Annotated in this window: 15 protein-coding genes; 8 read left to right on the forward strand and 7 right to left on the reverse strand. The window is 69.4% G+C overall.

Annotated elements, in window-relative coordinates:
• Positions 1-199 precede the first annotated feature (199 nt).
• Both Ahu01nite_RS15280 and Ahu01nite_RS15285 read right to left on the reverse strand, forming a co-directional pair.
• Entirely contained in the window at positions 200-1,657 is a 1,458-nt protein-coding gene (locus Ahu01nite_RS15280) for a Yip1 family protein (protein ID WP_203837179.1), read from the reverse strand.
• A gap of 92 nt (positions 1,658-1,749) precedes the next feature.
• A complete protein-coding gene (locus tag Ahu01nite_RS15285) occupies positions 1,750-2,643 on the reverse strand; it encodes a hypothetical protein (protein ID WP_203837180.1) in 894 nt (297 codons plus the stop codon).
• A 350-nt stretch (positions 2,644-2,993) separates the two neighbouring features.
• Between Ahu01nite_RS15285 and Ahu01nite_RS15290 the strand changes: the two genes are divergently transcribed.
• Positions 2,994-3,173 carry a hypothetical protein gene (locus tag Ahu01nite_RS15290; protein WP_203837181.1) on the forward strand — a complete coding sequence of 60 codons (180 nt, stop codon included), beginning with the start codon at positions 2,994-2,996 and terminating at the stop codon, positions 3,171-3,173.
• A 94-nt stretch (positions 3,174-3,267) separates the two neighbouring features.
• Here the strand turns inward: Ahu01nite_RS15290 and clpB are convergent, their stop codons facing one another.
• Positions 3,268-5,859, reverse strand: a complete 2,592-nt coding sequence (gene clpB / locus Ahu01nite_RS15295; RefSeq protein WP_203837182.1) for an ATP-dependent chaperone ClpB — start codon at positions 5,857-5,859, stop codon at positions 3,268-3,270.
• A 161-nt stretch (positions 5,860-6,020) separates the two neighbouring features.
• On the opposite strand from clpB, the gene Ahu01nite_RS15300 reads away from it, so the two are divergent.
• The 5 genes from Ahu01nite_RS15300 (at position 6,021) to Ahu01nite_RS15320 (ending at position 10,950) form a co-directional block, all read left to right on the forward strand.
• Positions 6,021-7,217, forward strand: a complete 1,197-nt coding sequence (locus Ahu01nite_RS15300; protein WP_203837183.1) for a sugar efflux transporter — start codon at positions 6,021-6,023, stop codon at positions 7,215-7,217.
• 9 nt (positions 7,218-7,226) lie between these two features.
• The gene (locus tag Ahu01nite_RS15305; RefSeq protein WP_203837184.1) at positions 7,227-7,724 is read left to right on the forward strand and encodes a cation:proton antiporter regulatory subunit; all 498 of its coding nucleotides are present in this window, start codon (positions 7,227-7,229) and stop codon (positions 7,722-7,724) included.
• A gap of 12 nt (positions 7,725-7,736) precedes the next feature.
• Positions 7,737-8,942 (forward strand): cation:proton antiporter, encoded by a 1,206-nt coding sequence (locus Ahu01nite_RS15310; RefSeq protein ID WP_203837185.1) that lies wholly within the window; start codon positions 7,737-7,739, stop codon positions 8,940-8,942.
• 221 nt (positions 8,943-9,163) lie between these two features.
• Complete coding sequence (locus Ahu01nite_RS15315; protein ID WP_203837186.1) at positions 9,164-9,610, forward strand: hypothetical protein; 447 nt, start codon at positions 9,164-9,166, stop codon at positions 9,608-9,610.
• 281 nt (positions 9,611-9,891) lie between these two features.
• Positions 9,892-10,950: a hypothetical protein gene (locus tag Ahu01nite_RS15320; RefSeq protein WP_203837187.1), complete on the forward strand. Its 1,059-nt coding sequence runs from the start codon at positions 9,892-9,894 to the stop codon at positions 10,948-10,950.
• Here Ahu01nite_RS15320 and Ahu01nite_RS15325 read toward each other — a convergent pair.
• The 4 genes from Ahu01nite_RS15325 to dnaK form a co-directional block, all read right to left on the reverse strand.
• Positions 10,947-11,387, reverse strand: a complete 441-nt coding sequence (locus Ahu01nite_RS15325; protein WP_203837188.1) for a heat shock protein transcriptional repressor HspR — start codon at positions 11,385-11,387, stop codon at positions 10,947-10,949. The two genes, Ahu01nite_RS15320 and Ahu01nite_RS15325, sit on opposite strands and share 4 nt — an antisense overlap.
• Positions 11,388-11,418: 31 nt before the next feature.
• Positions 11,419-12,615: a molecular chaperone DnaJ gene (gene dnaJ / locus Ahu01nite_RS15330; protein WP_203837189.1), complete on the reverse strand. Its 1,197-nt coding sequence runs from the start codon at positions 12,613-12,615 to the stop codon at positions 11,419-11,421.
• A gap of 70 nt (positions 12,616-12,685) precedes the next feature.
• Entirely contained in the window at positions 12,686-13,330 is a 645-nt protein-coding gene (gene grpE / locus Ahu01nite_RS15335) for a nucleotide exchange factor GrpE (RefSeq protein ID WP_203837190.1), read from the reverse strand.
• Entirely contained in the window at positions 13,327-15,225 is a 1,899-nt protein-coding gene (gene dnaK, locus Ahu01nite_RS15340; protein WP_203837191.1) for a molecular chaperone DnaK, read from the reverse strand. The genes grpE and dnaK overlap by 4 nt, the downstream gene beginning before the upstream one ends.
• Before the next feature lie 1,567 nt (positions 15,226-16,792).
• Between dnaK and Ahu01nite_RS15345 the strand changes: the two genes are divergently transcribed.
• A complete protein-coding gene (locus Ahu01nite_RS15345; protein ID WP_438874785.1) occupies positions 16,793-18,616 on the forward strand; it encodes a dynamin family protein in 1,824 nt (607 codons plus the stop codon).
• Entirely contained in the window at positions 18,613-20,322 is a 1,710-nt protein-coding gene (locus Ahu01nite_RS15350) for a GTPase family protein (RefSeq protein WP_203837192.1), read from the forward strand. The genes Ahu01nite_RS15345 and Ahu01nite_RS15350 overlap by 4 nt, the downstream gene beginning before the upstream one ends.
• The last annotated feature ends 25 nt before the right edge of the window (positions 20,323-20,347 follow it).

Raw genomic sequence — 20,347 nt, forward strand, 5'->3', positions numbered from 1 at the left:
CGGGCGGGCCCGTGTCAGCTCAGAGACGGGCCTGAACAGCGCCGGTCAGAGACGGGCGACGGCTCCCGTGCCGGCTCGGAGGAAGGCCTGCACGGCGCTGCTCGGAGAAAGGACTCTGCACAGCGCCGATCAGAGACAGGCTGGCCCTCACCGCCACTCTGAACGGCCCCGGGGATGCACGTCTGTGCGACAGCTCGAATTACTCCGTGGGTGCGGGCGGTGCCGGGTCGGAGAGCGGAGCTGTGGACGGTTTGGGCTTGTCGGTCGACGTCTCGTCAGCCTTCGAACCGTGGCCCGGGTTGATCGAAGCGTCGTTGATCGAAGCGTCGTTGATCGAGGCCTCATGGATCGAGGTCTCGTGAACCGCGGCAACTCGGGGCTCCGGGTGTTCTGTGCCGGCCGAGTTCGGCGGCTGCAGGACGGAATCGTCAGCGGAGGTCAGGGGCTGCGGTTGCGGGACAACCCCGTCGGGCGGCTGTGGGACAGCGGGCGGCGGCTGCGGCGTTGTGGGTGCGGGCGGGGTGGTGGAGGGGGCCGGGGGCTCTGTTCGGGCGGCGGGTTGCTCCGGGGCGGAGGGGGGCGTGGGCTGGGGTGCTGCCCAGGGGCTCTGCTCAGCGGGGGTGGTGGGCTGGGTGGGTGCGGGCGACGGCGATGGGTACGGCGCGCCGTATGTCGGCTGGCCGTATGCCTGCTGGTCGTAGCCCGGGGGCGGCTCGTATCCGGTGGGCTGACCGTAAGTGGGCTGACCGTAGGTGGGCTGGGCGGCTCCCGGTTGGGCGTAACCAGGTTGAGTCGCGCCGGGCTGGTCATATCCAGGTTGGCCGTAGGTGGGCTGGCCGTACTCAAGCTGGCCGTAGGCGGGCTGAGGGGCGCCGGGCTGGCCGTAGGCGGGCTGGGTGGAGCCGGGCTGGGGGATGGCGCCGGGCTGGCCGTAGGTGGGCTGAGGGGCGCCATAACCGGGCTGGCCGTACGCAGGCTGGCCGTAGGCGGTTTGACCGTAGGCAGGCTGGCCGTAGGCGGTTTGACCGTAGGCAGGCTGGCCATAGCCGGGCTGGGTGCCTGGGGTTGCGTAGGGGTCTGGGTGGGTGGGCTTGGGGGCGCGGCCGAAGAATGCTCGGGGGGACAGCAGGATCAGGGTGGCGAGTAGGGCGTAGGCGAGCATCTGGGCGATGGAGAGGGTGAGGTTCAGGGGGATCCAGGCGCCGGGGTAGGCGTCGGTGAGGAGGGCGCCCAGGGTGCCGGGGGTGGAGTCGCCGTTTCGCTGGATGCCGACCGTTGTGGTGGAGGCGCAGCCGGCGAGGAGACCCAGGCCGCAGATCACGAGGGTGGCGATGCGGGTGGGGTTGCTGCCTCTGCGCAGGCCTACCGCGAGGGCGACGTAGAGCGCGAAGAGGAGGACCGCGAGGATTGCTCCGACCGTGGCGCCGATCCAGATGACCATGACGTAGTTGTCGGTGTCGGTGCCGCCGCCCGACGTGGTCTGGAAGCGGTCCACCGTGCCGGGCGCGATCACCAGGGCGGCGACCGCGTACGCAAGTCCCGCCACCGCCATCACGATGAGCAGCAGGGTGGCGAGGCCGACCGTTGTGGGCCGGGGTGCTGCCTCCGGGGCAGGCGCGGGGGCGGCTGCGGCGGGGGGCTGGACTGCGTACGACATTGACGTCTCCCGGGTGATCCGTTGCGGACGAACCTACCTGGACGCGCAACGCGCCGCCGGACTTACCCGGCGGCGCGTGACGGAGGCGTTCTTTACGGGGCCGGATCGGTAGGCGGACGGTGTTCCCCGGGCGGCGACGGCGGGGGCGAAGAGGGCGGGCCTGAGGAAGGCGGGGGTGATGCGGGTGGCTGCCCCCATGGGTCCGTCGCCGGGAGGCTTCCGGTGTGCGGCTGGCCGCCGGAAACAGGCGGAGGCTGCTGCCCGGACTGAGGAGAGGGATAGCCGGGCTGGGGATAACCCGGCTGGCTGTAACCGGGCGGGCCGTAACCAGGCGGCGGCGGGACAGAGCCGGGCTGGCCGTAGCCGGGCTGTCCAAAGCCGGGCTGGCCGGGGTAGGTCGGGTATGGCACCGACGGGTCCCAGGCCATCTGTGGTTTGCGGAAGTAGGCGTTGGCCGCCGGGAGCATCAGCAGGATGACCGCGCCGAGCAGCGCCACGATCCCGATCACCGCCAGCGTCATGGTCACCGGGGAGTACCAGGAGGGCAGTGCGGCCTCGAGGCTGTCCTGAACCTGTTGCTGGGTGGGACCGGACGTGGTGTCGGTTTCCAGGTCGAGGCTGCCGGCGACGGAGGTGGCGGCCAGGCCGAAGCCGTTGCAGCAGAGGAAGATGCCGCCGATCACCCAGGTGGTGATGCGGGAGCCGCGGCGGGCCCGGTTGTTGAAGATCGCGAGGATGACCAGGCCGGCGGCGACAAGGATGTTGATTGCCACGCTGACCACTTCGATGGCGACGGCTGCCGTGGCGCCCGCTGAGCCTTCCGGCGTTGACGCGTAGAGGTCGTTGTAGACGTCGGATGTGCGGGAGACCATGCTGAGGGCGAGGATTGCGCCGATCAGGGATCCGGCCGCGGTGACGTAGAGCAGGTAGGACGAGACGGTGACCACCGTCGGGCGTGCTGTCGGTGCCGGCGCTGCCGGTTGCATCGGGGCTCCCCTCCTAGGTGGCGCTCACGGTATCCCGCGGCCGCCAGACCGCACGATGCCCGACCGTTCCGTCATGACATGTACGGTCGAAGCCCTAGATAGGGCGTATTCAGATGAAATACATCGCTCGATCAGGGGGCGACAGGAGTCGATCCCGCCCCATAGACTCCAGTCCGTGGCGCGCCGCAGGCAAGTGACTCCCTCGGCGTCGCCCTGTGCCCGTCCGAGTCGCCGCCCCCGCTCACTGATCGCCGGGGCCGAGGCAGACCGGATCCGGGGCCCGTCCCGATTGCGCAGGCCGCGTGACTACGCCGCGGCCGCCCCTGACCTTCTAAGGACCGGTGAGTCCCATGCAACACGCAGACACCCTGACCGTCGTTCACCATGACGACACGAGAACCAGATACACCGACGTGCGTTATCAGCTGCACCGCGGCGGGATCAGGATCTGGTCCGAGGACGGCGAGTATGCCTTCACGGACATCCTCATGACCCACGCCTACCGGCAACGGGAGGCGAAGGCCAGCTAAGAGGCAGCGGCCAGCTAACAGGCAGTGGCCAGCTAAAAAGCAACAACGCGAAACGGGGCTCCGGGATAACCGGGGCCCCGTTCTGCGTACCAAATCAGCCGCGCGACACCCGCAGCCCGTCCTTGCCCTCGTTGATCTCGACCACGACGGTGTCGCCGTCGACGATCTCGCCGGCCAGCAGCGCCTTGGCGAGCGAGTCACCGATCGCCGACTGCACGAGGCGGCGCAGCGGGCGGGCGCCGTAGATCGGGTCGTAGCCGTGCTCGCCCAGCCACTGCACGGCGGGATCGGTGACGTCGAGGCGGAGGCGGCGGTCGGCGAGGCGGTCGCGCAGCCGCTGGAGCTGGATGTCGACGATCGCGGAGAGGTCGCCGGCGGTCAGCGACTGGAACACCACGATGTCGTCGAGGCGGTTGAGGAACTCGGGCTTGAAGTGACCGCGGACGGTCGCCATGACCTCCTCGCGCCGCTCGTCCTCGCTGAGGGTGAAGTCGGAGATGATCGACGATCCCAGGTTGGAGGTGAGCACCAGGATGGCGTTGCGGAAGTCGACCGTGCGGCCCTGGCCGTCGGTGAGACGGCCGTCGTCGAGGACCTGCAGCAGCACGTCGAAGACGTCGGGGTGGGCCTTCTCGACCTCGTCGAGCAGCACCACGCTGTAGGGGCGGCGCCGCACGGCCTCGGTGAGCTGGCCGCCCTCCTCGTAGCCGACGTATCCGGGCGGGGCGCCGACCAGTCGGGCGACGGAGTGCTTCTCGCCGTACTCACTCATGTCGATTCTGACCATCGCGCGCTCGTCGTCGAACAGGAAGCCCGCGAGCGCCTTGGCCAGCTCGGTCTTGCCGACGCCGGTGGGGCCGAGGAACAGGAAGCTGCCGGTGGGCCGGTCGGGGTCGGCGACGCCGGCGCGCGCACGTCGTACAGCGCCGGAAACCGCGGTCACGGCCTGGGCCTGACCGACGACCTTGGCCTGCAGCGACTCTTCCATGCGGAGCAGCTTGGCGGTCTCGCCCTCCATCATCCGGCCGGCCGGGATGCCGGTCCAGGACGCGATGACCTCGGCGATGTCGTCCCCGCCGACCTCTTCCTTCACCATCGGCGGCTCGGTGTGCTCGTCGTCCTCCGCGGCGGCTGCCGTCTCGATCTCGGCCTCGAGGGCCGGGATCTCCTGGTACTGCAGGCGGGAAGCCTTCTCCCACTCGGCGTCGCGCTGGGCGCGCTCGAGCTCGGCCCTGGTCTCGTCGAGCTTCTTCTTCAGCTCACCGACGCGGTTGAGGCCGCCGCGCTCGCGCTCCCACCGGGCGTTGAGGGCGGTCAACTCCTCCTCACGGTCGGCGAGGTCGCGCTCGATGCGCTCGAGGCGGGCGATCGACGCGGGGTCGGTCTCCTTCTCGAGGGCCAGCTTCTCGATGCGCATCCGGTCGACCTGCCGCTGGAGCTGGTCGAGCTCGACCGGGCTGGAGTCGATCTCCATGCGCAGCCGGGAGGCGGCCTCGTCGATCAGGTCGATGGCCTTGTCCGGCAGGAACCGGTCGCTGATGTAGCGGTCGGAGAGCGCCGCCGCCGCGACCAGGGCGGCGTCGGTGATCTGGACCCGGTGGTGGGCCTCGTAGCGGCCCTTGAGCCCGCGCAGGATGCCGATCGTGTCCTCAACCGTGGGCTCGCCGACGACCACCGGCTGGAAGCGGCGCTCGAGGGCGGGGTCCTTCTCGATGTGCTCGCGGTATTCGTCGAGCGTGGTCGCGCCGACCATGCGGAGCTCGCCGCGGGCCAGCATGGGCTTGAGCATGTTGCCGGCGTCCATCGAGCCCTCGCCCTTGCCGGCGCCGACGATGGTGTGCAGCTCGTCGAGGAATGTGACGACCTGGCCGTTGGAGTTGCGGATCTCCTCGAGGACGCTCTTGAGCCGCTCCTCGAACTGGCCGCGGTACTGCGCGCCGGCCACCATCGCGCCGAGGTCGAGCGAGACGAGCTTCTTGTCGCGCAGGGACTCGGGCACGTCACCGGCCACGATGCGCTGCGCGAGGCCCTCGACGATCGCGGTCTTGCCGACACCGGGCTCACCGATCAGGACCGGGTTGTTCTTGGTACGCCGTGACAGCACCTGGATCACCCGGCGGATCTCGGCATCGCGCCCGATCACCGGGTCGATCTTGCCGTCGCGCGCCAGGGAGGTGAGGTCGACGCCGTACTTCTCGAGCGCCTTGTAGGTCTGCTCGGGGTCCTGGCTGGTCACGCGCCGGTCCCCGCCCCGCACGGTCGGGAACGCCGCGACCAGGGTCTCCTCGGTGGCACCGGCGTCGCGCAGCACCTTGCCGACCGCGCCGCCGACCCGGGCGAGACCGGCCAGCAGGTGCTCGGTGGAGATGTACTCGTCGCCGAGCGGCTTGGCGAGCAGCTCGGCCTCGCCGATGGCGTTGACGAACTCGCGGGACAGGCTCGGGTCGGCGGTGCTGGAACCACGGGCGGACGGCTGCTGCTCGACGGCGCGCACGGCGGCGCGGCGCACGTCAGCCGGGTTGGCACCGACCGCGCGCAGCAGCGCCGACGCGGTGGAACCGCCGGTGTCGAGCAACGAGAGCAGCAGATGCCAGGGCTCCACGGTCGCGTGCCCACGCTGATTGGCGTCGGCAACCGCACCGGTGATGACGTCGCGGCTCTTGGTGGTCAGGCGTTCGGCGTTCATGAGCTCCCCTGCTTCGGAGACGGCAGATCGTTCGGGTACAGCAGATCCATGTTGTGAAGCGCTCCGAGACTTGAGCCTATTCCACTCAACTCTGGATCGGCGACCCCAAGCGAGGAAAAACACGATGGGCAACTTCCGGGGCGGGCCGTAACGTGCGGGTAATGGCCCTGGAGACAACGCGGCGTACGCCGCGGCTCGCTCGTGCCCTCATCCCCCTCGGCCTGCTGTTTCTCTCCGTCGGCATCTCGACGGCCCTGGTCGGTCCGTTCCTGTCGCTCTTCCTGAGCACCGAGGTCGATGCGAGCCCCGTCATGGTGGCCGCCTTCCTGGTCGCCTCGCCCGTCGCCTCCGTGCTCGGCTCGACCGTGATCGGGCGCTTCTCCGACCGGCGGCCCATCCGGCGCCTCCTGCTGGTCGCGGGTGGCACGGCCGGCCTCGTCGGCACCGGTCTCACGGCCGTCGTCCGGGACTACTGGATCCTGCTTGGGCTCTCGGTCACTGCAGTCGCCGTGGCCGGCTCCCTCTTCCCACAATCCTTTGCGTACGCCCGCCAGGTGCTCGAACGCGACGCTCCGGACAGGGTCGCGCTCGGGATCAGCGGACTGCGTACCGTCTTCTCGCTGGCCTGGGTGGCGGGCCCCGCCCTCGCCGCGGTGATCCTCGGAGCCGGCGGCTTCACGTGGATCTACGCCACCGCGGCGCTGATGTACGGAATCGCCGCCCTGATCGGCCTCTTCTGGCTCGACGAGGTGCCCGCGCCCGCGGTGCCACAACGGTCGGCCGGAGATCCGGTGCCGCTCGACAAGCTCGAAACGCCCAGGTGGGTGCTGTTGTTCACTGCCGGCGCGTTCACGCTCATGCAGGCGCCGCTGACGCTGTCCGTGCAGGCGATGCCGTTCTTCATCACCGACGAGTTGCACGGCCGGGTCAACACCGCGGGCCTGGTTCTCGGGCTGTGTGCCGCCCTGGAGATTCCGCTCATGCTCGCTCTGGGAGCGCTCTCCACACGGGTACGCCTGGGCCGCCTGCTGTTCACGGGGGCGCTGTCCGGGGTGGCGTACTACGCCCTGATCGCCGTCTCGACCAACATCGCGACCCTCTTCGGCGGTCAGCTCCTCAACGCGGTGTTCATCTCGGCCATCTCCGGGCTGGGGATCTCGTACATGCAGGAGATGCTGCCCCGGCACCCCGGGCGGGCGACGACGCTGTTCAGCAACTCGTTCCCGCTCGGCGCGATGCTCGCCGGGCCGCTGCTCGGGCTTTCCCAGCAATTCGGCTACCGGTTGGCGTACGTACTCTGCGCATTCCTCTGTCTTGCGGGACTGGTGGTGCTCCTCCTGGTACGCCGCGCACGTTAACGTGGGGGTGTGCGCGTACGGGTAGAGCAGACTCCACTCCCTGGTATCGGTGTCCGTCACGACCTGGTGACGTCGTCCGGGCGTACGGTCGGCGTGGTCTCGCACCGCAACGGCCGTCGCGACCTCGTCCTTTATGACGTGGATGACCCCGACGCCTGCCTGGCCTCGATACCGTTGACCGACGACGAGGCGGAGGCCCTGGCCGACGTCCTCGGCGCGTCACTGATGCTCGGGCAGCTCTCCGGGCTGCGCCAGCAGGCAGCCGGCCTGCTGACCGAGCAGATCCAGCTCCCCGCGGGCTCGCACTTCGTCGGCCGCCAGCTGGGCGACACCCGGGCCCGCACCCGCACCAGCGCCTCGATCGTCGCCGTGCTGCGCGACCGCGAGGTGATCGCCTCCCCCGGCCCGTCGTTCGTCTTCGAGGCGAACGACGTGGTGGTGGCCGTCGGCACCCGCCAGGGTCTGGACGGCGTGAGCGCCATCTTCGCCGGCAACGACGACGACTGAGGGTAACGACGGGTGCACAGCACGACGATCCTGCTCATCGAGGTCGGCGCGCTTCTGTTCGCGCTGGGCATGCTCGGCCGCATCGGCCGGCGCATCGGTCTCTCCCCGATCCCGCTATATCTGCTCGCCGGGCTCGCATTCGGCCACGGCGGCTTCATCCCGCTCTCCGCGAGCGAGGAGTTCATCGAGGTCGGCGCCGAGATCGGCGTCATCCTGCTGCTGGTCATGCTCGGCCTGGAGTATTCGGCGACCGAGCTGGTCGGCAACCTGCGCTCCGCCGCGCCCGCCGGGCTGATCGACGCCCTGCTCAACGCGCTGCCCGGGGCCGGGTTCGCGTTCCTGCTCGGCTGGGGCTGGGACGCCGCGCTGGTCCTGGCCGGCATCACCTGGGTCTCGTCGTCCGGCGTGATCGCCAAGGTGCTCGGCGACCTGGGCCGGCTCGGTAACCGCGAGACCCCGGTGATCCTGTCGGTGCTGGTCATCGAGGACCTCGCGATGGCGTTCTACCTGCCGCTGGTCACCGCCGTGCTGGCCGGGGCCGGGCTCGTCGGCGGAGCAAAAGCGCTGGCCGTCGCGGTGATCACCGTGATCGCGGTCCTCGTGGTGGCGATCCGCTACGGGCACGCCATCTCCCGGTTCATGTCGGTCAAGGACGCGGAGGCCCTGCTGCTCAGCGTGCTCGGCCTGACGCTGTTCGTGGCCGGCGTCGCCGCCGAGCTCAACGTGTCGGCCGCCGTCGGGGCTTTCCTGGTGGGTATCGCGCTGTCCGGCCAGGTCGCGCACACCGCCGTGGTGCAACTGTCACCGCTGAGGGATCTCTTCGCCGCGGTCTTCTTCGTGTTCTTCGGCCTCTCCACCGACCCTGCAGCGATGCCTCCGGTACTGCTCCCGGCATTCGGACTGGCGATCCTGACCATGGCGACCAAGGTGCTGACCGGCGTGCTGGCGGCCCGGCGCGGTGGGATCGCCCTTCCGGGACAGGTACGAGCTGGGCTCGCCCTGATGCCGCGAGGCGAGTTCTCCATCGTCATCGCGGGGCTGGCCGTCGCGTCCGGCGTCGAACCCGAGCTGGCGCCGCTCGCCACCGCGTACGTCCTGATCACCGTGGTCAGCGGCCCGATGCTCGCCCGCTTGCCCGACTACGCCTGGTTCAAGAAACTCCTTCGCCGGGCCAACACCCCGCGCCGGACACCCGACCCGATCGCTGCCGTTGACTGACCTTAGGGCGCATTCAGGCAGCTGGGAGCTACTGATCAGTATCCGAAAGTGAGCTTGGGTCACTTCCGTCGGGTGTTCGTAACGCGCTAACGTGTCGCCGCACACATCGCGTTATCAGGGCCGCCAGCGACGCACTCGGAGATGAGGGGCTCCGGGAGCAGGCGCGGGGCCCACTGCCGGGGAGGACGGCGGACAATGATCGAGCAGGACAAGGCGGCATCGTGACCGTGCAAGAGTCGGCGTTCTTCGGGTTCACCAACCCGGTCGACCCACGGCCGGACGAACTGCAAGCGTGGGCGTACCACCCGGAAGCCGTACCCGTCGACGCCATGCCACACGACTGGGATCTGCTGATCTCAGGCGATGTGCTGGCCCCTACGCTTTTCGAGCTCGCGATGGACCGGCAGTGCCCGGCCCGCCGTTTCGCTCTGCACTGCATGTACATCTACGCGGCCGATGGCGTACGACCGAACGCGTCGTCGCAGCGTAAGCGCAGGCTGAAGAAGTACGTGGAGCGCGCCGAGGAGGTCGGTGACGAGCCGATGGCCATCTGGGCGCACAACTGCCGGGTGCTGATGACCCGGCCGGAGCTCTTCGACTACCAGGACTGGATCGAGGGTGGCCTCACCCGTTATCCGCGGCGATTGGCTCTCTTTGGGCGCAAATAGGCATTTTGGGAAGGGCCGTGGCTGAGCCGCGGCCCTTCGGCCTTTGATCACGGTCACTATCCTGCGAGGCGATGTCGTCACGCAGGGAACGCCGCCGCAAACGCAACGCCGCCCGGCCACCGGCCGCAGCCCAGCCAACGGCTGTCACCCTGCGGCCTTCTGTCGCGCCCGGTTCTGCTGCCGGTCCTGGCTCCGCCGCCGGTCCACGCTCTGCCGCCGACCCTGGCATCGCTGCTGACCCCCGCTTCGCTGCTGACCCTCGCTTCGCTGACGATCCGCGGTTGCCTGTCGACCCGGGGCCGGTTGCGCCCTCGAAGCCTGGTCGGCACTTCGGGGTCGCGTTGTCAGTGCGTGCCGGCGTCGGCCTTGGTCTCGCGGCGGTTCTGGCCTTCGCTGTCCCGGCCGTTCTGATCCGCATGTCGGACTTCGACGAAGGATTCCGCAACGGTACGGCCCGCGCGACGTGCACGATCACCGGATGCGGGCCCGGCGCGATGGCGTTCGTGGGCTGGCTGCTCCCGATAATCCTGCTCGGCTACGCGATCACCCTCTGGCTGGGGCTGCGCCACTGGTCAACGTTGACCCGGATCTGCTGGCTTTTGGGAGGTTTTGGGCTGTTCCTGGCGGGGGTGCCGTTCTTCCCCAGCCCCGGCGGCCCCGCTCTCACCGCCATGATCGATGCGCCCAACGGCGTCGACTTCGCGGACGGGCTGCGCTGGGGGGCCTGGACCGCGGTGGCCGCAGTGATCATGATCGGCGCCGGCCGGGTCCTGACCCGCCTGCGGATATCGGAACGCGCCGACGCCGTTCTGGGCTTCGCCGCCTTCATCCTGGTCCTGGTCAGCGGCAGTGGCGTCGGCTCGATCGCGACCGTCGAGGGCAACGAGCTGACGACGACACGGCTCTTCCCCGAGCAGCAGGTGCGCGTCGGGGATGACGTGCTGACCTGGAGCTCAGGGACCGATTTCGACTTCGACGGCTGTCGTGACGACTTCCCGAACTGCCTGCGAGCGCTCGAATTCGACTTCACCACCACCGACAGCGACGCCGTCGTGCACTTCCAGGTGGTGCAGTTCATCGACGAGTGGCGAGCTCAGGGCGCTGCGGACGATCTGGCGGACGACACCGGGGACCCGGCAAGCCTGCGGGTCAAGAACGTGACCAACCGCTGGCTGGTGATCTCGACGGTGCGGCACGCCGATGGCCGGGCGATCGCCGACGACGAGCGGAAATGGCTGCGCTGGCCCGCCGCCGAGCTGGATTACGCCTTCCGCCGCTCGGTCAGATACAACGTCGGCAAGGCACCCACGCCCTCGGACACGATCGCGCCGAAGAGCTAGTTCTCGCCGGGCCGGCGGGGGCGCCAGACCACCAGGGCGGTGGAGGGGCGCTCACGGCGTACGAGATCACGGCCGGGGTATGCCGCCAGGGTCTCCAGCTCCGCGATCCGCTGATAAGCGGCCTCGAGCTGGGCCTGGAGCTCCGCGGCGCGTTCCTGGAGATCACCGGCGAGCTGCTCGAGACCGATGATCCGTTTGATACCCGCCAGGTTGACGCCTTCCTCCTGGCTGAGTTTCTGCACCTCGCGCAGGAGCGCCACGTCGCGCACGCTGTAGCGACGGCCACCGCCGCCGGCCCGGCCGGGCTGCACCAGGCCGAGCCGGTCGTACTGGCGCAGGGTCTGCGGATGCATCCCGGCCAGCTTCGCAGCGACTGAGATGATCAGAACCTTCGCGTCGGAGGCCTGCTCCATCGAGATGCTGATCTCTTCGTACATATGCCACCTCCCGAAGGGACTGATTTCTCTTTTATGCCCGGCGAAGCCGGGCGTCAAGCTTTGCTCGCTCCGCGATGGGGGTGAGCTTGGAGAATTGCTCCAGGGCGTCACGTGCCTCGTCGGTGATCTCGGCCGGGACCTGCACCTCGAGGGTGACGAGCAGGTCGCCGACCTTGCCGTCGCGGCGCTGCACGCCCTTGCCCCGTGCCCGCAAGGTTCGCCCGCTGGGCGTGCCCGGTGGCACCCGGAGGGTCACGGGACTGTCCAGAGTGGGCACCCGCAGGTCGGTGCCGAGCACGGCCTCCGCGATGGTGATCGGCACGGTCAGCGTGATGTCGTCGCCGGTACGCCCGAACAGGTCATCGGCACGCACCCGGACCTGCACATACAGGTCGCCGGCCGGGCCGCCCTTCTCACCCGGCTCGCCACGGCCGCTGAGCCGGATCCGCTGCCCGTCGGCGACACCGGCGGGGAAGCGGACATTGATCGTGCGGTTCTTGGTGACCCCGCCCGTGCCCCGGCACTCCGGGCACTTCTCCTCCACGATGGTGCCCGCGCCCTGACACTCACGGCACGGCTCGGAGAAGCTGAACGACCCCTGGTTACGGGAGATCAGGCCGGAGCCCTGGCACTGCGGACAGGTACGCGGCTGGGTGCCGGGCTTGGCACCGTTGCCGTGGCAGGTGTCGCAGACCCCCGGCGAGCGCAGCGTCAACGGCAGGGTGGTGCCCTGCACCGCGTGCGAGAAGTCGAGGGTCACCTCGGCCTCGACGTCGCGGCCACGCTGCGGCCCGCGCCGTGGCCCGGCACCGCCCGTGCCACCCGAGAAGATCGAGCTGAATATGTCGGAGAAGCCGGCCCCGCCGAAGCGGCGATCGCCCGCGCCACCGGCGCCGGCACCCGCGTTGGCCCCGCTGAACCCACCGAACAGGTCGGAGGGGTCGAACTGGGAACCGCCACCCGCGCGAGCACCGCGGCGGAACGCGCCCGAGCCGAACAGCGAGCGCATCTCGTCGTACTCTTTGCGCTTGCGGTCGTCGGAGAGCACGTCGTACGCCTCGGAGGCGGCCTTGAAGCGCTCCTCGGCCTCCGCGTTGCCGGGGTTGTGGTCCGGGTGGTTCTCCCGGGCCAGTTTCCGGTACGCCTTCTTGATCTCGTCGGCGGAGGCGGACTTACCCACCCCGAGAACGGCATAGAAGTCTTTCTCCAGCCAGTCCTTCTGACTCATTCAGCCCACACCTCCTCACTCGGGTGTGACAGGTCCCGCCCGCCGGTGCGGCGGGCGGGACATGTGGTTGTCACTCGGGGTCGGCGACCGCGACCAGCGCGGGACGCAGCAGTCGCTCGCCCAGGCTGTAGCCGCGACGCATGACCTCGACGCAGGTCGACTCCGTGACGTCGGCCGATGTCAGGTGGGCGACCGCCTCGTGCCGGGTGGGGTCGAACGGGTCGCCCTTCTCGCCGAACGCGACGAGACCGAGCTTGCCGACCACCGTGCCGAGCGCCTCGGCGACGCTGGCGAACGGACCCACCAGGTCGCCGTGCTCCCGCGCCCGGTCGATGTCGTCGAGCACCGGCACCAGGGCCGTGAGCACGGTGCCGGTGGTCAGCTCGGCCGCGGCACTGCGGTCACGGTCGACCCGCTTGCGGTAGTTCGCATACTCGGCTGTCACGCGCTGCAGGTCGCGGGTGCGATCCTCCAGCTCGGAACGCAGCGCCTCGAGCTCCGCGCCGAGGCCCGGAGTCGCGGGCACGCCGGCCTCCGGCTCCTCGGCAGCGCGGTGCGCACCGCCCTTGAGCTCTGTCGGCTCCTCGGGCTGGACGGCCTCGTCGGCCTCCTTGGTCACCGTGGTGTCCTTACCCTTCACGTCGATCTTGCGGCGATCGCGGATGACGACGCGTTCGGTCGCCTGACCGTCGTTTTCGTCGTCCGCCCGGCTCACTTCTTGTCGTCCTCGACGATCTCGGCGTCGACCACGTCGTCAGCGCCACCGGCCTGCGGGCCGGTCGGGCCGGCGTTCGGGCCGGCGTTCGGGCCGGCAGAGCCACCAGCGGCACCGGCGGGGCCGGACTCACCGTCGGGGCCCGGAGCGCCCTCGGCGCCCTGCTGCGAGTAGAGCAGCGAGCCGGCGGCCTGGGAGACCGAGGCCAGCTTCTCGTGGGCGTTCTTGATCTTCTCGATGTCGCTGCCACCGAGCGCGCCGCGCAGGTCGCCCAGCGCCTCGCTGATCTGGTTGCGCGAGTCCTCGGGAAGCTTGTCGCCGCTCTCGGCGAGGAACTTCTCGGTCTGCCACTGAAGCTGCTCGGCGAGGTTGCGCGTCTCCGCGTCCTCCTTGCGCTTCTTGTCGTCGTCCGCGTGGTCCTGAGCGTCGCGCATCATGCGCTCGATGTCGTCCTTCGGCAGCGCGGAGCCGCCGGTGATCGTCATCTTCTGCTCCTTGCCGGTGCCCAGGTCCTTCGCGTGCACGTTCACGAGGCCGTTGGCGTCGATGTCGAACGTGACCTCGATCTGCGGCACGTTGCGCGGCGCCGGCGGGAGACCGGTCAGCTCGAAAGTGCCGAGCTTCTTGTTGTACGACGCGATCTCGCGCTCACCCTGGAAGACCTGGATCAGCACGGACGGCTGGTTGTCGTCAGCCGTCGTGAAGACCTCGGAGCGCTTCGTCGGGATCGTGGTGTTGCGCTCGATCAGCTTGGTGAAGATGCCGCCCTTGGTCTCGATGCCCAGCGACAGCGGGGTCACGTCGAGCAGGAGGACGTCCTTGACCTCACCCTTGAGCACACCGGCCTGCAGGGCGGCGCCGACGGCGACGACCTCGTCCGGGTTGACGCCCTTGTTCGGGTCGCGGCCGGTCATCGACTTCACGAGGTCGGTGACGGCGGGCATCCGGGTCGAGCCGCCGACCAGGATCACGTGGTCAACGTCGGCAACCTTGACGCCGGCGTCCTTGATGGCCTGCTCGAACGGGCCCTTGGTGCGGTCGAGCAGGTCCTGCGTCATCCGCTGGAACTCGGCCCGGCTCAGGGTCATGTCGAGGTGCAGCGGGCCTGCGGGGCCGGCCGTGATGTAGGGCAGGTTGATGCTGGTCGTGCTGGCGGCCGAGAGCTCGATCTTCGCCTTCTCAGCGGCCTCACGCAGCCGCTGCAGCGCCATCTTGTCGGCGCCCAGGTCGATACCGTGCTCGCCGCGGAACGTCTTGACCAGGTGATCGATGACCCGCTGGTCCCAGTCGTCGCCGCCGAGGTGGTTGTCACCGGAGGTCGACTTGACCTCGATGACGCCCTCGCCCAGCTCCAGCAGGGAGACGTCGAACGTGCCGCCACCGAGGTCGAAGACCAGAACGGTCTGCTCCTTGGTGCCCTTGTCCAGCCCGTAGGCCAGGGCGGCCGCGGTGGGCTCGTTGACGATGCGCAGGACGTTGAAGCCCGCGATCTCACCGGCCTCCTTGGTGGCCTGGCGCTGCGCGTCGTTGAAGTAGGCCGGCACGGTGATGACCGCGTCGGTCACCGTCTCGCCGAGGTAGGCCTCGGAGTCGCGCTTGAGCTTCATGAGCACCCGCGCGGAGATCTCCTGCGGGGTGTACTTCTTACCGTCGATGTCGATGGACCAGTTGGTGCCCACCTCACGCTTGACCGAACGGATGGTCCGGTCAGGGTTGGTCACCGCCTGACGCTTGGCGACCTCACCGACGAGCACCTCGCCGTTGCGGGCGAAGGCAACCAGCGACGGAGTCGTCCGAGAGCCCTCCGCGTTGGCGATGACGGTGGGCTCGCCTCCTTCCAGAACGCTGACGCAGGAGTTCGTGGTGCCGAGGTCGATGCCGACCGCTCGTGCCATGTTCGCTTCCTCGCTTCTCTGTTTCTTTAAGCTCGGGCCCGGAAGCCCGTACCGAAAGCTTGTCGCCACAAGTTGAGTGGACCGGACTCAATGATGCCACGGGATCACCAGACCGCAAGTCGAAGTTGAGCCGACCCGGCGCAACCTGCCTGCCGAAGGTTCCTGTCCGGTCACGACCGGTGGGGTTGCTGTTGTCTGTCATGCATCGATCGGGCACGCTTTACCCGTGACGACACACGGTGACGCGGTCGGTCCATCGGCCACGCCTGCCGTAACCGACACACCCACGAGCAAGATCCAAACCAACGGTGGCCCGGCCAGGTCTGCCGCTCCTGCTAAGCCTTCAGGTACGCCCCAAGCGTCCCCCACCGCATCACCAGCTGACTCGAATTCAATGACAGAGACAGGCAAATCCGAGGAACCCGGCATCGCAGCGCCCTCCCCGCTCCCCGCGGAGACGCCGGCGCCGATGCCCGACGCCCAGGCAGACGTGGCTGATCAAGACGTGGCCCCATCAGATCCCACCCCGGCAGACCCGACCCAGGCAGATTCCGCCTCCGCTGATTCCGCTCGGGCTGATTCCGCTCGGGCTGATTCCGCCCCGGCGGACAAGTCCAAGGCTGAGCCCCAGGTAGGCGAGGCAAAGCCTGAGGAACCCAAGGTCGAGGAGCTCAAGGCCGAGGAAACCAAGGCCGAGAAACCTAAGGCTGAGGAACCCAAAGTCGCCACGCCGGAAGCCGAGGAGCCGAGGGCCGTCGAGCCCAGGCCTCGGCCGAAGCCGTCGCCCAAGGCCAAGCCCGCGCCGAAGTCGGTGCCCGCCGTTCAGAAGGCGGCCGAGCCGGCAGCTGAGGCCGAGGCCAAGCCCGCGGTTGCGGCCTCCGAGCCCGGCGTCGCGAAGACTGAGGAAGACGTCCTGGAGACGGCTGAGTCAGAGGTCACTGCGCCGTCCGAGCTCAAGGTCACCGCGCCGGCTGAGCCCACGGTCACCGCGCCGGGTGAGCCCGAGGTCACCAAGGCCGAGGTCACCAAGGCCGAGGTCACCAAGGCCGAGGTCACCAAGGCCGAGGTCACCAAGGCCGAGGAAGCTAAGACCGGGGAAACCAAGGCTCAGGCCGAGGCGGAAGTCGCGACGGCCGAGGAAACTGCCGAGGTCAAGGCTGCGGAGCTTGAGTCCGACGAACCTGTGACCGCCGCCGAGCCTGTGACGGCCGTTGAGCCGGAGACCACCGCTGAGCCTGAGACCACCGTTGGGCCTGGGACCGCCGTTGGGCCTGGGACCGCCGTTGGGTCTGAGACCGCCGTTGGGTCTGAGACCGCCGTTGGGTCTGAGACCGCCGTTGGGCCTGAGACCGCCGTTGGGCCTGAGACCGTCGAGGTCAAGGCTGCGGAGGCCGGGGCTTCCGATGCTGAGAAGGGTGCCTCTGCGGGGCCGGCGGGGGTGCCGGAATGGCCTCCGTCCAGTGCTCCCAGCGCGGGGAATACCGTGACTACGCAGCGGCGGCCGGCGACGCTTGATGACCTTGCGCCGATGCCCAAGGCGGTTCCGACTGCGGCGGCTGCGCCGACGATGGCTTCGCCGGATCGGGGGAAGCCGGCTCGGGGGAAGCCTGTTCGCAAGGAGCCGGTCAGGACTGCTGCCAGGAGTGTTGCGCAGGCTGAGGTTCCGGCTGAGCCGCCTGCTGCGCTCGGTTATCTGGCGACTGCGCTTTCGCGGTTGCGGGCGACGATCGGCGGGACCACGTATCCGCTGACGATTCCCTCCGCTGAGGAGGCCCGGAAGGTCGGGGCGTCGCTGGTTTCGCAGCTTGACGATTATCTTCTGCCTCGGTTGGCGCGGCTTGATGCTCCGCTGCTCGTGGTGGTCGGCGGGTCGACGGGGGCGGGGAAGTCGACGCTGGTGAACAGCCTGGTTCGGGCTCCGGTGAGCACTGCTGGGGTGCTGCGTCCTACTACTCGCTCTCCTGTGCTGGTGAGCCATCCGAATGACTCGTCGTGGTTCCGCAAGGGGGAGCTGCTGCCGGGGCTTACGCGTACGGTCGAGTCGAGTGCTGATCCGCACACCTTGCAGCTGGTGTCCGCGCCGGCGCTCGGGCCCGGGTTGGCTTTCCTCGACGCTCCTGACATCGACTCGGTGGTCGATCGGAACAGGCAGTTGGCTGCGCAGTTGCTGGCCGCGGCGGATCTGTGGTTGTTCGTGACCACCGCTGCTCGGTACGCGGACGCCGTACCGTGGGAATTGTTGAAGACGGCGCGGTTGCGCGGCACTGTGATCGCGCTGGTGCTGGATCGCGCGCCTGCTGATGCTGCTGTGGAGGTCTCCACGCACCTGGCGGAGATGCTGACCGAGCATCACATGGGTGCGGCGCCGTTGTTCGTGCTGCCCGAGACCACTCTGGACGGTCAGGGGCTGCTCTCCGAGGATGTCACGCGCCAGCTGCATGACTGGTTCGCCCAGCTGGCGGCGGATTCCGGTGCGCGGGCGGCAGTGGTTCGCCAGACCCTCGACGGGGCGCTCGGGGCGCTCGGGCCGGCGGTTGAAGGACTCGCTGTGGCCGCCGATGAGCAGTCGGTGATCGCGAAGGCGCTGGATGAGCGGGTCAATGCGGCTTTCCGTACGGGGCGGCGCAACATCGAGGACGGCCTGCGGGACGGGCGGCTGCTGCGCGGCGAGGTGCTGGCGCGTTGGCAGGAGTTCGTGGGCACCGGGGAGTTCTTCAAGTCGCTGGAGTCGAAGGTCGGGCATCTGCGCGATCGGCTCGTGTCGGCGTTCACCGGCCGGCCGGCGCCCGGGCGCAATCTGCAGAACGCGCTCGAGTCGCAGATGATCACGCTGGTCCGGGGCGTTGTGTCGGATGCGACCGAGCAGGCGTACGCGTCGTGGCAGGCGTACCCGGCGGGTGTGGATCTTCTGGAGCCCGCGTTGCAGAAGCCCGCGACCGACCTGCCGCAACGTGCCGAACGCATGGTCCGGGATTGGCAGCACTGGGTGCTGGATCTGGTGCGCAAGGAGGCCGGGGACAAGCGGATCGTGGCCCGGGGGGCCGCCTACGCGGTCAACGGTGTCGGGCTGGCTGTCATGATCACGGTCTTCACGGCGACGGCGTTCATCCCGACCGGCGCCGAGGTCGCGGTCGGGGCGGGCACGACTGTCGCGGCGCAGAAGGTGCTCGAAGCGGTCTTCGGTGACCAGATGATCCGCAGCCTTGCCGCCCGGGCTCGCGCGGAACTTCTGACACGCGTTAACGTGCTGCTCGACGCGGAGGCGGCCCGGTTCACGGATCGCACCGCCGCCGTGGGGCTCGAGATCGAACCGGGCGCCACGCTGCGGCAGGCCGCGGCCGAGGTAGAGCGTGCCAGGGAGGAACTCGCGTTGACCGGGACGCAGTCATGAGCAGCATCGTCGACCGCGTCAAGCGTGCGCTGACCAATGATGACCGGGTGGATGCCCGGCAGTTGGCCGAGCGGCTGGAGGCCCTGCAACGGTTCCTCCGGGTCACCGACCCCTATCTGCCCGACAACGACCTGGGCGCCGCGCACACGCTGGTCGAGCGCGCAGGCGGCCGGCTCGCGCTCTCCCAGGACCACACGGTTGTGGCGCTAGCGGGGAGCACGGGCAGCGGCAAGTCCAGCCTGTTCAACGCGCTGGCGCGGCTGAAGCTGTCGCCTGTCGGCGTGCGGCGGCCGACCACCGGCCTCGCGCACGCGGTTGTGTGGGGCCCGCTCGAGCCCGCCAACCGGCTGCTGGACTGGGTCGGGGTGCTGCCCCGGCAGCGTTTCATCCGGGAGAGCGCCCTCGACGGCGACGACGAGGCCGCCCTGCGCGGGCTGGTCCTGCTCGACCTGCCCGACTTCGACTCCGTCGAGCAGAGCCACCGCATGGAGGTGGACCGCCTGCTCGGGCTCGTCGACCAGGTGGTCTGGGTGGTCGACCCGCAGAAGTACGGCGACCGCATCCTGCACAACGCGTACCTCAAGCAGTTCAAGTCGCACGCCGACGTGACGATCGTGGTGCTCAACCAGGCCGACAGGCTGAACCCCACAGACACCGACCTCGTGCTCACCGACCTCAAGCGGCTGCTCGACGAGGACGGGCTCGGCGGCGTGCCGGCCATGGCCACCTCGGCGAAACAGCCGGGCATGCTCACCGAGCTCCGCGAGGCTCTGGAGAAGACGGTCGCCGAACGGCAGGCCGCGCTGCGCCGCCTCTCCGGTGACGTGGACACGGTGGGCGACCAGCTCGCGGCCACGATCGGGCCGCCGGCCGCGGAGGACGAGGTCGACCGGGCGACCGTACGCCAGCTGACCGAAGCTCTTGCCAACTCCGCGGGAGTGCCGGCTGTGGCGGCGGCGACCGCGGGCTCCTACCGGCACCGGGCACTTGCCAACACCGGGTGGCCGCTGGTCCGCGGTGTGCGCAAACTTCGGCCCGACCCGCTGAAACGACTCCACATCCGACCGTCGACCGGGGCTTCCGCGTGGGACGACGTCGGCATCCCCACGGAGGAATCGCTCGCGCCGGTTCCGCGTACCTCGGTGCCTGAGGCCGATGCCGCGCAGAAATCCGCGGTCGGCCTCTCCGTGCGGGCGGTCGCCGACCGGGCAGCCGCACCGATCCCCGAGATCTGGGCCCCCGCCCTCAACGCGGCGGCCCGATCCAAGCTCGGCGACCTGCCCGACGCGCTCGACCGCGCAGTTGCGAAGACCGATCTGGGCATGGACCGCAAACCGCTCTGGTGGACAGCTGTCGGCACGCTGCAATGGCTGCTGACGATCGCCGCGGTGGGCGGTCTGGGCTGGCTTCTTGCCGGGTACGCCGTCCGCGCGCTCGGTCTGCCCAAGCTCGACTACCCCATGGTCGGCTCGGTGCCGCTGCCGACGTTGTTGCTGCTCGGAGGCCTGCTGGTCGGCCTGCTGCTGGCCCTGCTGCTGCGCCCGATCGTCAACGCCGGGGCCAGACGCGCCCAGCGCAGAGCCGAGCAGAAGCTGCGCCAGTCGGTCACCGAGGTGGGGCGCGAGCATGTGGTCGCGCCGGTGCGTGAGGTGCTCAACGCGTACGCCCAGGCGCGCGAAGCGCTCACGGTCGTCCGTTCGGAATAGAGCCTGCGGCCTGCTCTGCCGGTAG

The sequence above is a fragment of the Winogradskya humida genome (assembly GCF_016862215.1).
In the GTDB taxonomy this organism is placed as follows: domain Bacteria; phylum Actinomycetota; class Actinomycetes; order Mycobacteriales; family Micromonosporaceae; genus Actinoplanes; species Actinoplanes humidus.